The organism is Paraburkholderia sp. EG286B, from assembly GCF_040965655.1.
Taxonomy (GTDB): domain Bacteria; phylum Pseudomonadota; class Gammaproteobacteria; order Burkholderiales; family Burkholderiaceae; genus Paraburkholderia.
Genome location: NZ_JBFRCF010000009.1, coordinates 116,257 through 131,486 on the forward strand (window position 1 = coordinate 116,257; position 15,230 = coordinate 131,486).

The 15,230-nt window shown below is 60.2% G+C and carries 15 protein-coding genes; 13 read left to right on the forward strand and 2 right to left on the reverse strand.

Annotated features, from left to right (window positions below; all coding sequences use genetic code 11):
- Positions 1-3: 3 nt before the first annotated feature.
- The 8 genes from AB4Y42_RS20765 (at position 4) to AB4Y42_RS20800 (ending at position 8,787) form a co-directional block, all read left to right on the forward strand.
- Positions 4-762: an Asp/Glu racemase gene (locus tag AB4Y42_RS20765; protein ID WP_368695188.1), complete on the forward strand. Its 759-nt coding sequence runs from the start codon at positions 4-6 to the stop codon at positions 760-762.
- 90 nt (positions 763-852) lie between these two features.
- Entirely contained in the window at positions 853-2,133 is a 1,281-nt protein-coding gene (locus AB4Y42_RS20770) for an MFS transporter (protein ID WP_368695189.1), read from the forward strand.
- A 29-nt stretch (positions 2,134-2,162) separates the two neighbouring features.
- Positions 2,163-2,327, forward strand: a complete 165-nt coding sequence (locus AB4Y42_RS20775; protein ID WP_368695190.1) for a hypothetical protein — start codon at positions 2,163-2,165, stop codon at positions 2,325-2,327.
- Between the two features lie 450 nt (positions 2,328-2,777).
- Positions 2,778-3,350, forward strand: coding sequence for a TIGR01841 family phasin (gene phaP / locus AB4Y42_RS20780; protein ID WP_368695191.1), 573 nt, complete (start codon positions 2,778-2,780; stop codon positions 3,348-3,350).
- A 917-nt stretch (positions 3,351-4,267) separates the two neighbouring features.
- A complete protein-coding gene (locus AB4Y42_RS20785; protein ID WP_368695192.1) occupies positions 4,268-4,573 on the forward strand; it encodes a hypothetical protein in 306 nt (101 codons plus the stop codon).
- Positions 4,574-4,848: 275 nt separating this feature from the next.
- A complete protein-coding gene (locus tag AB4Y42_RS20790; RefSeq protein WP_368695193.1) occupies positions 4,849-5,241 on the forward strand; it encodes a hypothetical protein in 393 nt (130 codons plus the stop codon).
- A 1,186-nt stretch (positions 5,242-6,427) separates the two neighbouring features.
- The gene (locus tag AB4Y42_RS20795) at positions 6,428-7,858 is read left to right on the forward strand and encodes a sensor histidine kinase (RefSeq protein WP_368689837.1); all 1,431 of its coding nucleotides are present in this window, start codon (positions 6,428-6,430) and stop codon (positions 7,856-7,858) included.
- 257 nt (positions 7,859-8,115) lie between these two features.
- Entirely contained in the window at positions 8,116-8,787 is a 672-nt protein-coding gene (locus AB4Y42_RS20800) for a response regulator transcription factor (protein ID WP_368689836.1), read from the forward strand.
- 334 nt (positions 8,788-9,121) lie between these two features.
- Here AB4Y42_RS20800 and AB4Y42_RS20805 read toward each other — a convergent pair whose 3' ends face one another.
- Entirely contained in the window at positions 9,122-9,343 is a 222-nt protein-coding gene (locus AB4Y42_RS20805; RefSeq protein ID WP_368689835.1) for a hypothetical protein, read from the reverse strand.
- A gap of 465 nt (positions 9,344-9,808) precedes the next feature.
- Positions 9,809-10,219 (reverse strand): response regulator transcription factor, encoded by a 411-nt coding sequence (locus AB4Y42_RS20810; protein ID WP_368695194.1) that lies wholly within the window; start codon positions 10,217-10,219, stop codon positions 9,809-9,811.
- Positions 10,220-10,692: 473 nt separating this feature from the next.
- Here AB4Y42_RS20810 and AB4Y42_RS20815 point away from each other — a divergent pair, with 473 nt between their 5' ends.
- The 5 genes from AB4Y42_RS20815 to AB4Y42_RS20835 all read left to right on the forward strand — a co-directional run bounded on the left by AB4Y42_RS20815 (position 10,693) and on the right by AB4Y42_RS20835 (position 15,149).
- Positions 10,693-11,208, forward strand: a complete 516-nt coding sequence (locus tag AB4Y42_RS20815; RefSeq protein ID WP_368695195.1) for a hypothetical protein — start codon at positions 10,693-10,695, stop codon at positions 11,206-11,208.
- 1 nt (position 11,209) lies between these two features.
- Positions 11,210-11,338 (forward strand): hypothetical protein, encoded by a 129-nt coding sequence (locus tag AB4Y42_RS20820; protein WP_302057933.1) that lies wholly within the window; start codon positions 11,210-11,212, stop codon positions 11,336-11,338.
- A 160-nt stretch (positions 11,339-11,498) separates the two neighbouring features.
- Positions 11,499-11,963 (forward strand): cytochrome ubiquinol oxidase subunit I, encoded by a 465-nt coding sequence (locus tag AB4Y42_RS20825; RefSeq protein ID WP_368695196.1) that lies wholly within the window; start codon positions 11,499-11,501, stop codon positions 11,961-11,963.
- Positions 11,869-13,014 (forward strand): substrate-binding domain-containing protein, encoded by a 1,146-nt coding sequence (locus AB4Y42_RS20830; RefSeq protein WP_368695197.1) that lies wholly within the window; start codon positions 11,869-11,871, stop codon positions 13,012-13,014. Before AB4Y42_RS20825 ends, AB4Y42_RS20830 begins: the two co-directional genes overlap by 95 nt.
- Positions 13,011-15,149: an ATP-binding protein gene (locus AB4Y42_RS20835; RefSeq protein ID WP_368695198.1), complete on the forward strand. Its 2,139-nt coding sequence runs from the start codon at positions 13,011-13,013 to the stop codon at positions 15,147-15,149. Before AB4Y42_RS20830 ends, AB4Y42_RS20835 begins: the two co-directional genes overlap by 4 nt.
- The last annotated feature ends 81 nt before the right edge of the window (positions 15,150-15,230 follow it).

The following is a 15,230-nucleotide window of genomic DNA, read 5'->3' on the forward strand; positions in this document are numbered from 1 at the left end:
GACATGAATTACCGCATCGGGCAGATCGTGCCCAGCTCGAACATCACGATGGAAAAGGAGATTCCGGCGATGTTCGCGTCATACATGAGCGACCATCCCGAACACACATTCACGTTCCATTCGAGCCGCGTACGTATGCATAAGGTGGTCGCCGACGAACTTGAACGCATGAACCGCGACATGGGCCGCTGCGCCGTCGAGCTTGCCGATGCACGCGTCGATGTGCTCAGCACCGCGTGCCTCGTCGCGATCATGTGCATGGGCCACGGCTACCATCGCGCCGCGGCGCAGGCGCTGCGCGAGGCCATCGACGCGAACGTCGCGCGGCCGGTAGTGATGACATCAGCGGGCGCGCTCGTCGACGAACTCAAGAGCTTCGGTGCGAAGCGCATTGCGTTGATGGCACCGTACAGCGACGCGCTCACGCGGCGCGTCGTCGAATACATCGAGGCGGAAGGCATCGAGGTTCAGGACGCGATCAACTTCTCAATCGAAGACAACCTCGAAGTGGGCTCGCGCGACCCGCTCAAGCTGCTCGACGACGTCAAGCGCCTGAATACTCGCGGCGTGGATACGGTCGTGCTTTCCGCCTGTGTGCAGATGCCGTCGCTGCCCGCGTTGCAGCTTGCGCAACGCGAGCTTGGCGTGCCGGTCACGTCTACGGCGGCGTGCACGGTCCGCCAGATGCTCAGGCTGCTCGGACTCGAACCAGAGCTGCAAGGCGCCGGCGCGTATCTCGGCGACCGCCGCGGTCTCGACTGACCCGCAGCGCACAGGCGCCACCGCGTTCACCATCCATCCGGCGAGACCGGCCACAGAGCCGCGCCGGAAAAGAGCCATGAGGAGACAATCATGAGCGTCACTCCCGCAGCGCCCGTTGCAGCAACCCGTATCGCAGAACCCGGCAAGCTACAGCTCGCCACCATCGTTGGCGGGGCGGCTATCGGCATGGCCATCGGCTATGCGCCCGCCTTCAACGCCACCGCGGGCGTATTCGCGCCCGACGTCTTGCAAGAGTTTCACTGGACCCGCGAGCAGGCCGTCGTTTCGTACGCGGCATCGATGGGCGGCCTGGCGGTGGCGAGCCCGTTCGTCGGCATGCTGATGGACCGCTTCGGGGTGCGCCGCGTGATCCTCGTTTCGGCGATCGTGTTCAGCCTCGCCGTGGCGGCCATGAGCCTGCAGAATGGCAGCACGATGGCCTGGATCGCGCTTTCACTGCTGATCGGCGTGGCCGGCGCGGCGACTTCGGTGCTCGGGTATCTCGCGATCCTGCCGCAATGGTTCGACAGACGACTCGGTCTCGCCACAGGCTGCGCGATGATCGGGCTGGGCATCGGTGCCGCGATCGCCCCCACTGCGACGCAGCACCTGATCGCCGCGTATCAGTGGCGGCACGCCTACCAGATCATCGCGGGCGTCTCGCTCGTGGGCTCGCTGATCGCATATGCGCTCCTCAGCGAGCGTCGCCCAGCACCACACGCGCAGGCACACGACGACCGCTTCGCCAGCCGCACCGACGACACCCGCCCCTTCTCGCCGGTTAAGCTCGCCGTTATCTTTCTCGTCGCGTTTTTCGCTTCGAGCGCCACGCTCTCGCTCAATCCGCATCTGCCTGCGCTGCTGATGGACCGCGGTTTATCCGCCTCGTCTGCTGCACATTGCGCGTCGCTTATCGGAATTGGAATTCTCGTCGGACGCCTGCTTTCGGGTGTCCTGATCGACCGCTTCCATGCACCTCTTATCGGTACAGGATTTTTTCTCGCCGGCACGGCTGGCTATCTGCTTCTGATGAACGCATCGTCACTGCAGTCCGCCCTGCTCGCATGCGCATGCATCGGCCTCGCGATAGGCGCCGAAGGCGATCTGCTCTCGTACCTGGTACGCGCCTATCTGGGTCTGCGTCGTTTCGGCCTGCACTATGGGATCGCATTTGCGGGGTATGCCCTCGGCGCGGTAATAGGTCCGCTCGCGGCCGGCCGATATTTCGATATGAACGGCAATTACGAGTTGCCGCTGCGGCTCGCGCCGGTATTGCTCGTTGGCGCGAGCGCGCTGCTTTTGTCGCTTGGTAGATACCGTGCCCTGCACTCGGATCGTCCCGGTCGCGACTTAGCACGCGTAGACGCTTGACAAGCGCAAAATGCGAAAGGACGAACTCGATGGTGCGTCAGACCGCCAGAGGGAATACGAAGACGCCAATCGACGCCGTTTTAGCGCGTGTGGTCGTGCCTGCTGGCGACGCGACAAAGCTTTCGCACCAAAAGGGGCTTAAGCTGCTCGAGCAGAAGAACGCCGGGTTAGCGCACGACACCGTCGTTTCTTGACCTCACCCTCCAGTGCCTTGACGCGTTCACTCTGCGACGAACTCGCCCCCCTACTTACCGCTCTCACCTTTGTTCCGCTTGTCCCACCCAGCAATGACCGGTTCGTGCAGTCGAGTTCTGAGGCGGCGGGTTCCGAAGCGCGCACAAAAACGGATTGCTACGCGCTTTGCTGCGTCGCAAATGTCTGCTGAATGAATTTTTGCGCTTGCGGCGTGAGCGCATTCCTTATTCGGGTTTCCACCTGGTGAGCGCCCCCAAACCAAAGCCCGCCGGGCGTTTGTAGATTTGTTTTCGCGACCTGAAGCGGCTTGCACGAACAAACCATTGACATATGCCAGCTCGAACCTAGAATGGATATTGCTGCATCGCACCACTGACTCTCTTCTGTGTCTTGTTGTCCGCGAGCGGATCTCGTGGAATTCGGCACATCCACCTTTCATGGAGCCATTGATGAGCAGTCTTACAACGGAACAGCTCGTCGCCGCGCGGAAAGCCGGCGTCGAAACATCGTTTGTTTTCCTGAACAAAGCATTCGAAGGCATTGATAGATTGGCCGAACTGAATGTGCAAGCGGTCAAATCGATCCTCGCTGAAAATCAGGAATTTGTCATCAAGGCACTTTCGGCCAAAGATCCTCAGGAAACGTTTTCGCAACAGTCGATCCTGGCGCAACCTGTCCTTGAGAGGGTGCAGTCATACTGGCACCACGTCTACGAAATCCTCTCCAGCACGCAAGCCGAATTTTCTGCGCTCGCCGAAGCACAGTGCAAGCAGTTCCAGAGCGATGCGCGCTCTTTCATCGACGGGCTAACGGCAAATACGCCAGCGGGAAGTGAAGCCGCAGTGACGGCATGGAAGACATTCATCACGACCGCAAGCGATACGGCCAATTCGGTGTACGAAACTGTGGCGAAAGCCACAAGACAAGCAGTGGAAACTCCTGAAAGCGATCTCAACGCTGCGTCTACTGCCAAACGGACCCGCCAGAAGCTTGAATCTGTCGAATCCATTGCAAAGGAGTAGGCCTTTTGGCGCCGACAGCTCGCGCCAGAACGGGAACACATTCCTGGTTACTGTTTTGCACATGACCTCCTGGAGCTAAACGGCATCGCAGGATTTCGGGCACCGGCATGGGATACCTGATGCAGTCCGTGCATGTCAGTGCTCTACGGCGCGGGACGCGCCCGCAACGTCGTGCGGGCAGCCCCTGCCGCTTCGTCACTTTGCGCCATGCAATTTGAAAAGTCACCATGACGATACCTGTTCTAACCACGCACCGAGGCTATCGGCTGAGGGCGAGCGCTGCGCCGATGCTCGACGGTCTCAATCGGGCAGACCTGGTCATCGAGCAACCAGGGAATTCTCCGCAGAATTTTGCCGCCCTGGATTACTTCCACGATGCTGAGCATGCTTTGAAATACGCCGTGGCGTGGGGGCGAATCTGGGTCGACATGCAGACGTGTAGCGAAACCGCCGTTAGGTGGCGTTGTGAAGTCCATTCGCCAGTCCATGCGTAGTGTTGCACGGTGTCCGCGTTCGCCTCTTATAAAGGGTTCTTCCGGGAGCGCCGCATCGGTTTCATTCAAGGCACTGCGCGCAACCTGCCACACAATCTGGAAAAACGGCGAGCGCGCCCTCCTTCTATATGGCGCTTTGCACAGCGAGATGTCATATCGAACCCATGACGGAATGCGGGGAATGGAATGCTTCTAATGAAGACAGCCAAAAAGCTCACTCTTCTTTGACGCCGCCGTCGGGTCGTTGTGAAACTGTGAAATATGGAATCCTGATCAAAATGCGTTCGAATCGATCAGTGCAGTTGGCCGCCGCCTCTTCGGGGTCGCTCTTTCCGGTCCGGCGGCTAAAAGATCGCTGAATTGCAAACACGCAATGCGGGTAGACACCATTGAAAGTACAACCAGACGCAGGGGGAACCGAACATGTGGCGACTGCTTGCAAGCCTGATTGCACATCAGGCGCCGACTCCCGAGAAGCAGGCTGAACGCGAGGTGAAGGACCTACGCATGGACCTGTTTCAGGCGGAGCAACAAGTAATGCATGCACAGATTCGTGTGGATTACTACCGGGCCCGCCTGGCCTTCATAGAGGATGTGGCGCGCAACGGAATCGAGCAGGTGTCTGACCAGCGCAAGGGGCGCCACGAACAACGTGAAAATGCCGTCCGGCCTGGGTTCAAGCTCCAACCGGCGCAAGCGAACGAGAGAATTGTCGGCGTTGGGCAGTAAGGATGACATGCTCGATCTGTCGCGCAAGTCCGATCAATATGTGCGGACCCTGCCTCATACCGAGAGCAGCCGATGCGCGAGGCTGATTCACGGGAAGTAGCAACGCCCCCAGCGAGGCCTCCTCTACTGCTCGCTACGAACATCGTTCCGCCCCGGCTTCTCGCTGGTCTTATTGATCGTCCGGGCCTTATCCGGTTCGTCGCGGACGCGGAGAACAAACGGCTCATGGTGATCAAGGCGCCGGCCGGCTTCGGCAAGACGTCCCTCGCGCTGACGTGGCTCCAGCCGCTGCGGCACGGGGCGTGTTGGTCGCCTGGCTTTCGATCGACGCCGAGGACGACGAGCCCGTGCGCTTCGTCTATCACCTCGCTCAGGCGCTCCGATACGCCTGCGGCAACCTGGGCGAGTCGGCAATCGGGCTCACGGTAGCGGGTTCGCTCGCGCCGGCCCAATCGATCATATCTGCGCTCATCAACGAGCTGGCCGAGGTCGGTGACGAGGTCAGCAACGTGACGTTTCCCTTCTTCGTTGCTGCGAGCAGTGGACTCGTGTTTCAGCGCCGTTGTCATGTACCTTCGGCGCATGAGCACGATCTTCTCCGCCACCGGTTCGGAGTGTCGGTTCAGGACGTTGCGTCAGGTGAGCGGCCACGCTTTATAAACCCTTGAAGCGCCTCGACTGCTCCCAGGTCCCCACGCTCCTGTAGCTTCATGGCGAGTGCGCGCGCAAATATTTTCAGATCCTCGCGTCCGTGTGCGGCCTCAAACTGGTGAAGCGTTTCCCTGATGGCCGCCTGCATGCTTTCTTCGTGCAGCATGCTCGCGATGTGGGAAACGCCCCGCGCCAGCTCCATTTCATGCTCAGTCAGCCACAGCGCATCAACAACTGCCCTCTTGCGACGACCTCTTGTCATATCAATGCTCCTGGCCTATGCCTGGTCAACTGTTGGTTCGCTTCGACAACCCAAGAGGCGCATCCGCGCAAGTGACGGTGACGACGGATGAGTCCGCGCCGCACTAATCGAGCATCCAGGAGAGTCGCGGCCGCCCGTGCAGTGGCAGCGAACATCGTATTTTTGACGGCAGTTGATGTGCGCGAGCTTTCGGCGGAGGAATCGTCATCCGTGGCGCCAGAGTTGAAAGTCGCAGTCACTCATGCCAATCCACTTCGCTGCAGGTTGAGCTGACACTGGCCCGCCTGAGCGCCACGTCAATACGTGCTGTCAGATCCTGAGCAGGATGATGATTTCGAGGCCTAACGTTAGTGTCAAACAGTCGCGATCAATACGTAGCGCTTACGTGGTGCCGCGTTCCGCATTCACCGCAACGAAGGCGCGCGCCTGTGGGGGCGGTTTCTCAATAAATCAACATCTGCCCGGATTGCCGCATTTTTGTTAATTACACTCATTTCTGATTATTTTGTCAATATAAAATGAAGGCTTGAGCGACTCTTACTAGTTCCGGCGCTTCGAGCAGGAGTTCATGGTAGATAGCGTCAAGCAGCACGGCCGGTCGGTCCTGCAGACCGTCGTCAAGTTTTTCTCCACTGGGCGTCGGGATTCACTGAGCGCCCAATGGCGAGAAGATTTTCGGGCAAACCATCTCCGCGTCTCCTCCAGAGCTCGTGCCCGATAACCGGGACACGTGCACCAACTCGAACCAGCCGCGACCCACACCAAGCGATGAGGCGAAGACGGCTCTTGCCGCGCTGCAACACGAAGGAACTCGTTCGGTACCTGATTTGGTTCTGCAAGCAGACGCGCGTTCGTGAAACAGTACATCGCGCCCTATACTGTTTCGAGGACGCGGCGGGTCTTTCATGTCGCGGTTGGTGCACTTATCCGAACATTTGCGAATGGACCGGCTTCGTTTCCGCAACTGGCAGATGGCGATTGCGATGTCCGCATTGGCGTCGCTCATTTTCATCGCCGATACCGTCACAGTCCTCGACATCGCTGTAGCCACCCTGTACGTGCTTGTCGTGTTGCTGTCAGCGAGGTCCGGGTCGACTCGTACGGTAATGTGGGCGGGCGCGGCATGCATCGCGCTCACTGCGATCAGCTGGATTCTCACGCAGCCGGGCGGCCCTGTCATTGAGGGAGTCATCAATGAAATCATAAGCGTGGTCACGATTGCAGTGGTGACGCTTCTCATGATGCGCAATGTGCGGACCGAGCAGAGGCATCGATATCAGGCAAGCCTGCTCGAACTGACTCGCGATGCCTTCTTGACGTGGGACATGAGCGGGAAAGTGCTCTACTGGAACCCTGGCGCGGAAGCGCTGTACGGGTTCGACCGAGAGGCAGTCCTCGGCAAAATCGTCCACACCGTGCTCAACACGGAATTCACTGTACCGCTAGAACAGATCATCGACTGGCTGCTCCAGCACGATAGCTGGGAAGGCCAATTCGTCCGGCGTCGGGCCGACGGCGCAACTTGCATCGTAAGCGGCCGCCTGACGTTGCAGCGCGATGCGGCCGGTCGACCTTCGATGGTTCTCGAAACCAACAACGATATTACCGACCGCGTGCGCCTAGAAGATGCGCTCGAGCAGGCGCGCTCCGACCTCTTCCGGATGAACCGCGTACTCGTCCTTGGCGAGATGACTGCGTCCATCGCACACGAGATCAAACAGCCGATTGCCGCGATGATGACGAGCGCGACGGCGGCGCTGAACTGGCTCGGTCACGTTCCCCCGGACACGCAGAAGGCGGCGCAGGCCGTTGCGCGAATCGTCAACGATGGCGACCGCGCGGTCGAGGTGCTCGCGCGTGTACGTTCGCTCGTCAAGAAGGCGCCGCCGCGCTCGGAGCGCTGGGATATGAACGAAGCGGTAAAAGAAGCAACCGTGCTAACTCGGGCCGACATCGCGCGCAACCGTATCCGGCTCATGCAGGAAATCGAAGATGCCCCTCTCTTTATCGACGGCGATCGCGTCCAGGTCCAACAGGTACTCATCAATCTGATAGTGAACGCGATAGATGCAATGCGTGACGTGGACGACCAACACCGCGAAATGACCATCGCGACAGGCGTCGATCCGAAAGGCTATGCGTTCATCGAGGTGCGGGATACGGGCGCCGGGATACAGGGCGCAGAATCCGCACGCCTCTTCGAATCATTTTATACGACGAAACCGGAAGGCATGGGGCTGGGTCTAGCGATCTGCAAGTCCATCGCGGAGGCGCACGGCGGACGCATCGAGGCCAGTCCGGGGCAGTCCCGCGGCGCAGTGTTCCGGCTGACCCTGCCTGCCGAACGACACGAATGCACCGGGGCGGCGTAAGAGCTGTGATGGCTCAGCGGTAACAGCGGCCGGCCGTAGCGTTCGCGGTGCCGAGCATGCCACGACGCAACCGGAATTCAATTCGAGCATACGATCCGGCCAGAGCCGGCGCAGAACTGCGTTCGCACATTTACCCCCTTCCCTGGTTATCGCCGTACCATACTAAAATGGTGGTTCTTCCTCGAACAGGTCACGACGTGCGTGCGACAGGCACGCCAGATACTGCAGGCCTCGTCCGCGCCTACCAGGGACTTTCCATGGCTACCGATAGACATGTTCCGTCGGCTACGAGTGGTATCCGTGGCTCGACAGTCTTCGTCGTCGACGATGATGAGTCCATCCGTCTCGCGTTGCGCGACTTGCTGGAGTCGGTCGGGTATGGCGTCGAAACATTCGGCTCTGTCCGGGAATTCCTCGATTTCCGCAAATCCGGTGGCCCCAGTTGTCTTGTACTCGACGTCAGGCTGAAAGGGGAAAGCGGTTTGGCATTCCAGCAGGCGATGGCTCGCGAAGGATTGCATATGCCGGTGCTTTTCATGACCGGTCACGGCGACATGGAAATGTCGGTGCGAGCGATGAGAGCTGGCGCATTCCATTTCTTCCCGAAGCCGTTTCGCGACCAGGACATGCTCGACGCGATCTCCGAGGCACTTTCAAAGGACGCGCAACGCCTCGAAAAGGAGCAAAGCCTCACGGCGCTACGCGCGGCCTACGACTCGCTAACGCCGCGTGAACGAGAAATCCTGGCCCTGGTCGTGCGCGGCATGCTGAACAAGCAGATCGCCGTGCAGCTCAACGTCAGCGAAATCACCGTGAAGATACATCGGGGACAGTTGATGAAAAAAATGGACGCGCATTCGCTTGCGGATCTCGTGTTCAAAGCCGCTGCGCTCGATATCGGCCCGAAGCCTGGGCAGCCGCATACCTGAGAAGTCTCCGCCATGGATGGGCGGAACACACTCAAACACGCCGGTCCCGTGTGCCCGGTTCAGATTGGTTTGCAAGCTCGGGCTTCAGTGCTAGCGCGTCCACTGATTCAGAAGCGTCACGGCCTGGCTCGCCTGCACTCGCGAGCGCACCTGGTCGCTCGTGAACGCACTCACGACGATTGTCGGCGTCCCCATCCCCGGAGCAACGTCACGCCGACCCAACGGCGGCAAGACTGCGTGCCGGATAATACACGCTAAGGAAAACTGGCTTTTCTCCGAGGTCTTACATCGATTTACGAACAAAGTGGCGCTATCGCGCGGTCTGTAGCCACCCTCAATGCAAGGTTCCGAACATCACGTCAGCGCACTCGCAGGGCGTAAGGCCCCAACGGAAATAGTTTTCAAGACGGTGTGCAGTAAAGTTGTCAAGAACGTACATGGGCTGAATGTAGCCAACCAAAACGGAATGGTGATACCAGGCTTCAATCCAGCTGTGCAATTCCGCTACGTCCTTCAGTTGCTCGGCAGTTTGAGATTCAGCGCAGTTCTCCAACATTTTGCTTTCCTTAGTACAAAAGATAATGCAATTCGTGGACTTCTTGCCGGAGCGTGTCGACGGACCGGATTCAACCCCTTTGATGCATACGAATGAGCCGCCATATGAAAACGCTCAACGCGAACCCACCGCCCGATCGCACCTGCCATAAGACAAGATAGTCTTGCCAGATCGATGATTCCATTCTACTAACGGGTAGCGCCGCCTCTACGTGCGCATCGAATGCTATACGCCGGTATAAGGCGCAGGGAGTTCGCGTGCAATACGTGCGCACAACGCAGCGGCGGAAAATGCGCCTTTCACGCCAGGCAGGCTGCGATTTTCCCCAAGGTCGCACATTCGCTCGCGGACATCGTGTTCAAGCCCGTGGCAATGGAAACAGGGCGCAGTATCAACGTCTGCTTGCTGACGGGTGGTAGATGATTCAAAGGAGGGGGCGCAACTGTCGACTTTCCGGTTCCCGGGTCAGAACCGGATGTTTGCAAGTTCGCGCTTAAGAGCCATGGCGTCCACTGGTTTATCGAGGAGCGCGACGGCCGCGCTTGCCCGCACCCGCAACCGCAGCTCGTCACTTGGGAACGCGCTCACAAAGATTGTCGGTGGCGCTGCGCCCAGCGCTACAAGACGATCGAGCAACTCCAGGCCGGTCATGCCGGGCATACGGATGTCGGAAATCAGGACGCCATCCTCGGTGCGCAAGCGGGCGGTGCGCGCAGCCAGATACTCGTCCGGCGCAGCAAAGACCTGCGTCGGATAGCCGAGCGATTCCACAAGGCTCTCGATTGCAAGGCGCGAGGATTCATCGTCGTCAACAATCCAGACGGTCCCCTGAGCCCGGCTCGGGGGCGGAGCGCTAGTTGGACGGCTTGAGGGCATGAGTTTTCCGCCGAAGTACCCGCGAATCCAATCTATCTGGCCAATAGCTGCTTGTCCATAATACCGGCGTATATCGCGCTATCCCTCCGGAATGTATAGCCAGGCGCCTGGCGCAGCGTTGCGACTCGCTGTGTGCCCCCGGTTCGAAACCGGCTTTTGTCCATTCGCGTCCGTACCATCCGCACACTTGCTTCACCCCGTTGGCAATGCGGGTCATACGAACGTATAGATGCCGCAAGCAACGGTAGGCGAAGGTCGATACGCTAGCAGAATGGAATCGATACCGATCTTCCTTCTATCTTGGCAATCATAGACGGTGTTGCTTCGGCGCCTGATTTATGACGTCGTGACAGGTCCCTCTCCGTCTACCAGGAGCCGATGCGTCGCAAGCTGTTCGCTAACTGGCAGCAAGCAATTCGTGAGTCACGGCGCGCAGGTGTTCCCGTCAAGTATGTCGGCGAAGGGGTTGAACCATGTTCAGCAAGCGCACACGTCATGGCGATCTGCCACAGCCCGCGCTCGATGCCCGCAGCGGCATCGAGCCATCCGGGCTGGCGACCACCGTTTCAGCACTTGTCGTTTGCTGGTGGGAGTTGATCGAGATAGCGCTCGACTTCACATCGACAGACGACGCCACGCTAGCCACGACGATAGGAACACGATTAATCGTGGTGGTGTGCGGGCTCGCAGTCGTACTCAACTCCCGGATTGCACGCTCGGTCTTCTGTTTTCTTTGCGCGATGAGCGCGCTCGCGATCGCCCCTGCGCTTGCAGCGGTTCACCTTACTGGACCGCTGCTCCAGCCAGCCGTCGCTTTCATCGACTGCGTAACGAAAATCCTGTTTCTGGCCAGCAGCCTTCTCTCGTCTATAGGCGGCCGCCGTCCAGATAAGCGAAATATTAGTCCCGCGTTCGCACCAGCCGTAGTGTCGCCGCGCGTCCCGGATGCGGACAGCACTACTCACCAACCTTCTATTCGAGCTAACTGACATGTCCAACAGACTGCACAACTGGATCTACATCGGCGCCAACGCATACGACGAATACACGTTCGTCCCTTGGCTCAACAGGAACATGTACCGCAGAACAGTTGACCTCAACCAGGTCTGCATCCAGTAACTCTTTCTGTTTTTTCCCGGTCGCCTGACGTTGCTGATCTGACGTGGAATGCGCTCATAGTCACAGCTATCAGGCCGCCTTCCGTTGTGGCTTTATGGCGTAAATCACTGCTCCCCGTTCGAACAGTTTCCCCTCACCTCGCTCTGAAAGGAGCGCTCTTATGGAAGCCTCAGCCCTGCTGTTGTCGAGGATACAATTCGCGGCGACCGTTTCCTTCCACATCATCTTCCCATCGTTCACCATCGGACTGGCTGCGCGGCTGGCCGTACTCGAAGCGATGGCACTCGCGACCGCAAACCGTGTCTACCGTGAGGTATTCGGATTCTGGCTCAAGATATTCGGCGTTGCTGTCGGCATGGGGGGTGTCTCCGGACTCGATACGGCATTCCAGTTCGGGACGAACGGGAGTGAACTGTCGAGAGCAAGTGGTCCCATCCCGGGCCCACTGTCAAGTGATTCTACCGACAGATGCGCTCACGACCTCGCGCGGACTGTCAGTCGATCAACCTGCAGGCAGCAGGGGAATCAGCATGAGGAACTTGCTTTTATCGTGCGCATGCGCAATTGCCTGTGCATTCGCCGCGTCGGCCAGCATCGGGCAGGCTCTGCCGGAGCCGGTTGCTGAAGCCCCGTATGACGCCGCCAACATCTCTGTCGCGGCAGCGCGGCAAGTCGCCGACACCGCCGCGCAACCCACCCCGCCCTGGAGCGGGCCGCGCAACGGACCGCGCGCACAACCGGGCAAATACATCGCGATCGACGCAGAGGATCTGCGCAATGGCGGCATTCTCGGCGTCGTCGACGGTGTTGTCGACGCGGCCAAGGTAATCGGCTGGAACGTCAAGATATTCAACTCGGAGGGACAGCCCGACCTGCGGCTGAAGACGCTTGCCAACGCGTTCGCAAGTCGCCCCGACGGTCTCATCGTGGTGGGCGGCGACGCCCAGGCGCTGCTGCCGGGATTACAGCCGTTTGCCGGCCGAAAGCTGCCGATCGTCGGCTGGCATGTCGCGCCTCAGGCAGGTCCAGTGCGAGGCACGCCGGTGGCGATGAACGTGTCGACGGATCCGCGCGAAGTTGCGCGCGTGACCGCGCTCGCGGCCATCGCGCAGTCGGGCGGGCACCCGGGCGTCGTCATTTTCACGGACTCGAACTTCAGGGTGGCGCAAGACAAAGCCGATGCGATGGCCGCCGTCGTGCGGGCGTGCAAACAATGCAGGCTGCTGGAAGTGCGCGATGTCCCGATTTCGCGCAGCGAGCAATTGATGCCGGCTACGACGCGCGAGTTGCTCGCGCGTTATGGCAAGCGTTGGAGTTGCGCACTGGCCATCAACGACATCTACTTCGACTACGCCGTCCCGGTGCTCACGCAGGCGGGCTTGCCCACCAGCGCGATGGTTATGCTGTCGGCAGGCGACGGTAGCGAGTCAGCGTTCCTGCGCGTGCGCACCGGCACTTTCCAGACGGGAACGGTCGCCGAGCCGCTGTCTCTGCAGGGCTGGCAGCTTATCGACGAAATGAACCGCCTGCTCGCTGGAGAACACGTCACGGATTACGTGTTTCCGGTGCACCTCGTGACGGCTGCCAACGTCACCGCGGACGGCGGCGAGCGGCTCGTTTACGACCCCGCGAACGGCTATCGCGACATCTATCGTCGCATCTGGCAACGGCCATGAAACGCCTGCTGCCTCAATCGCTCACCGCGCAATTTGCTCTGGTGGTCACGTGCCTCGCTGCGCTGGTGCTCGCGGTGGGCGCCACGGCCCTCTACTCGTTGACCTATTCGGCCAATGCGGTTCGCGGACTCGCGCAGGCCAAGCTCGAGCGCGGAGAGGATGCTCAAGCGCTGGTGCAGCGCACACTGACGATCGAGAGGATGGCGCTGCAGTTGTCGAGCGACCACACCGTCGGTGCGCTGCGACAAACCCATCTGCATATCCTCGAACAGCTGGAAGTTTTCGACCGTCTGGTGGACCGCCTCGCGTCGGCCGCCGCGGGCAACGACGTCGGTGTCGATGTGCTGGCGCTGCATCGATCGAGCCAGCGTTTTCGCAATACAGTGAACATCGAGGCGCAGATGCGCGCGACGATGCTTGCGTCGACAGGCCTGCCGGGAGCCGGCACGCAGGCCGCCGGCCCCATGGCCGGCCTCGATGACGAGGTACGACGCCAGGCCGACGCGCTGTCCGCCGCGGCGCGCCAGGTGGCGGACGATTTCACGCTCGACTACCGCAAGACGATCGAAAACCTGGCACAGAACTCAGAGAGCCTGCGCGCGTGGGTCGTCGGCGAAGTCGCTGTGAGCCTGTTGCTCACCTGGTTGATCGTGCGGGTGTTTCTCGGCCGTCACATCGTGGCGCGGCTGCGCCTTGTCAGCCACTACCTGCGACACGGCGATCGGGAGGCCGCAGGCGAAAGCGACGGCGCGCAAACCCGAGTGCCTGTGGAGGGCGCCGACGAGATCGCCGACATGGCGCGTGCAGTCGAGCAGTTTCTCGAAGATCGGCGCGAGCGCGCGCGGGCCGAGGACGCGCTCAAACGGCTGAATGCCGAACTGGAGACGCGCGTCGCGCAGCGCACCGCCGAACTGGCAGCGGCTCTTGCGGGCCAAACCGCGGAGATGGCCGAACGTCAACGCGCCGAAGAAGCGGCGCGAGCTAGCGAGCACTTCCTGGACAGCATCATCGAGAATATTCCGGTCATACTCTTCGTCAAGGAAGCCGTGTCGCTGCGTTTCCTGCATGTGAACAGGGCCACCGAGGACCTGCTTGGCTACGGGCGCGAGGAACTCATTGGGAAATCGGTTCACGACCTGTTCCCCGCGCAACAGGCGGAATTCTTCGCGCAAATGGACCGCGCCGTGCTGGAGGCACGCCAGTCGGTGGACATACCGGAGGAAACGGTTCAGACCCGCGATGGACCGCGCCTCGTGCACACCATCAAGATCCCAATCGTCGACGCGACCGGCAAGCCTCAATTCCTGATCGGCATCTCGCGCGACATCACAGAGCAAAAGCGCGCGGAAGCCGCATCACATGAGAGCGAGCGGCGATACCGTGAAGCGCAGATGGCGCTCGCACATGCAAACCGGGTCACGACGATCGGACAGTTGGCAACGTCGATGAGCCACGAAATCAAGCAACCGGTAGCCGCTATCATGACCAACGTTCACGCGGGGCTGATCTGGCTGCATGCGGCGACGCCCAATTTGCCGAAGATCGAGCAAGCGTTCGCTCGAATCCTGAAGGATGCCGAGCGAACTGCGGGAATCCTGGACCGGATCCATGGCCTCGTCGGGCAAAACCCGCCTTCCACAGAACGTTTGCGGATCAATGAGGTCATCGGCGAGGTAATCGCGCTGATGCGCGCTCAGGTTGCCGGAAGCGGCGTATCGGTGCGCATGCAGCTTGCAGACGATTTGCCGATCATCGAAGGTGATCGCATCGGACTGCAACAGGTGATGCTGAACCTCGTGGTCAACGCGGTCGAAGCAATGAGCGGGCTCGAGGATCAGCGGCGCGAATTGATCGTCGACACTAAAAGCGACGAGTCCGGCGACGTTATCGTCTGCGTGCGCGATCGCGGCCGAGGCCTGGCGGCCGATAGCATCGACCGCATCTTCCAGCCTTTCTACACGTCCAAAGCCGGCGGAATGGGCATGGGATTATCAATCTGCCAGTCGATCATAGAAGCACACGGCGGACGCCTATGGGCAAGCTCCAATGCGCCACGCGGCGCTGTGTTCCAGTTCACGCTGCCAGGCGCGCGAAGGCGCGAAGCGAACCGGAGGGAAGACGCTTCACCAACGTGAAAAAGCGGTGTCATTTTTCCGCCTCTGTCGACAGTTCGCGGGGCCGATCCTCGATACAGTCCATCGCCTGGATGCCATTCA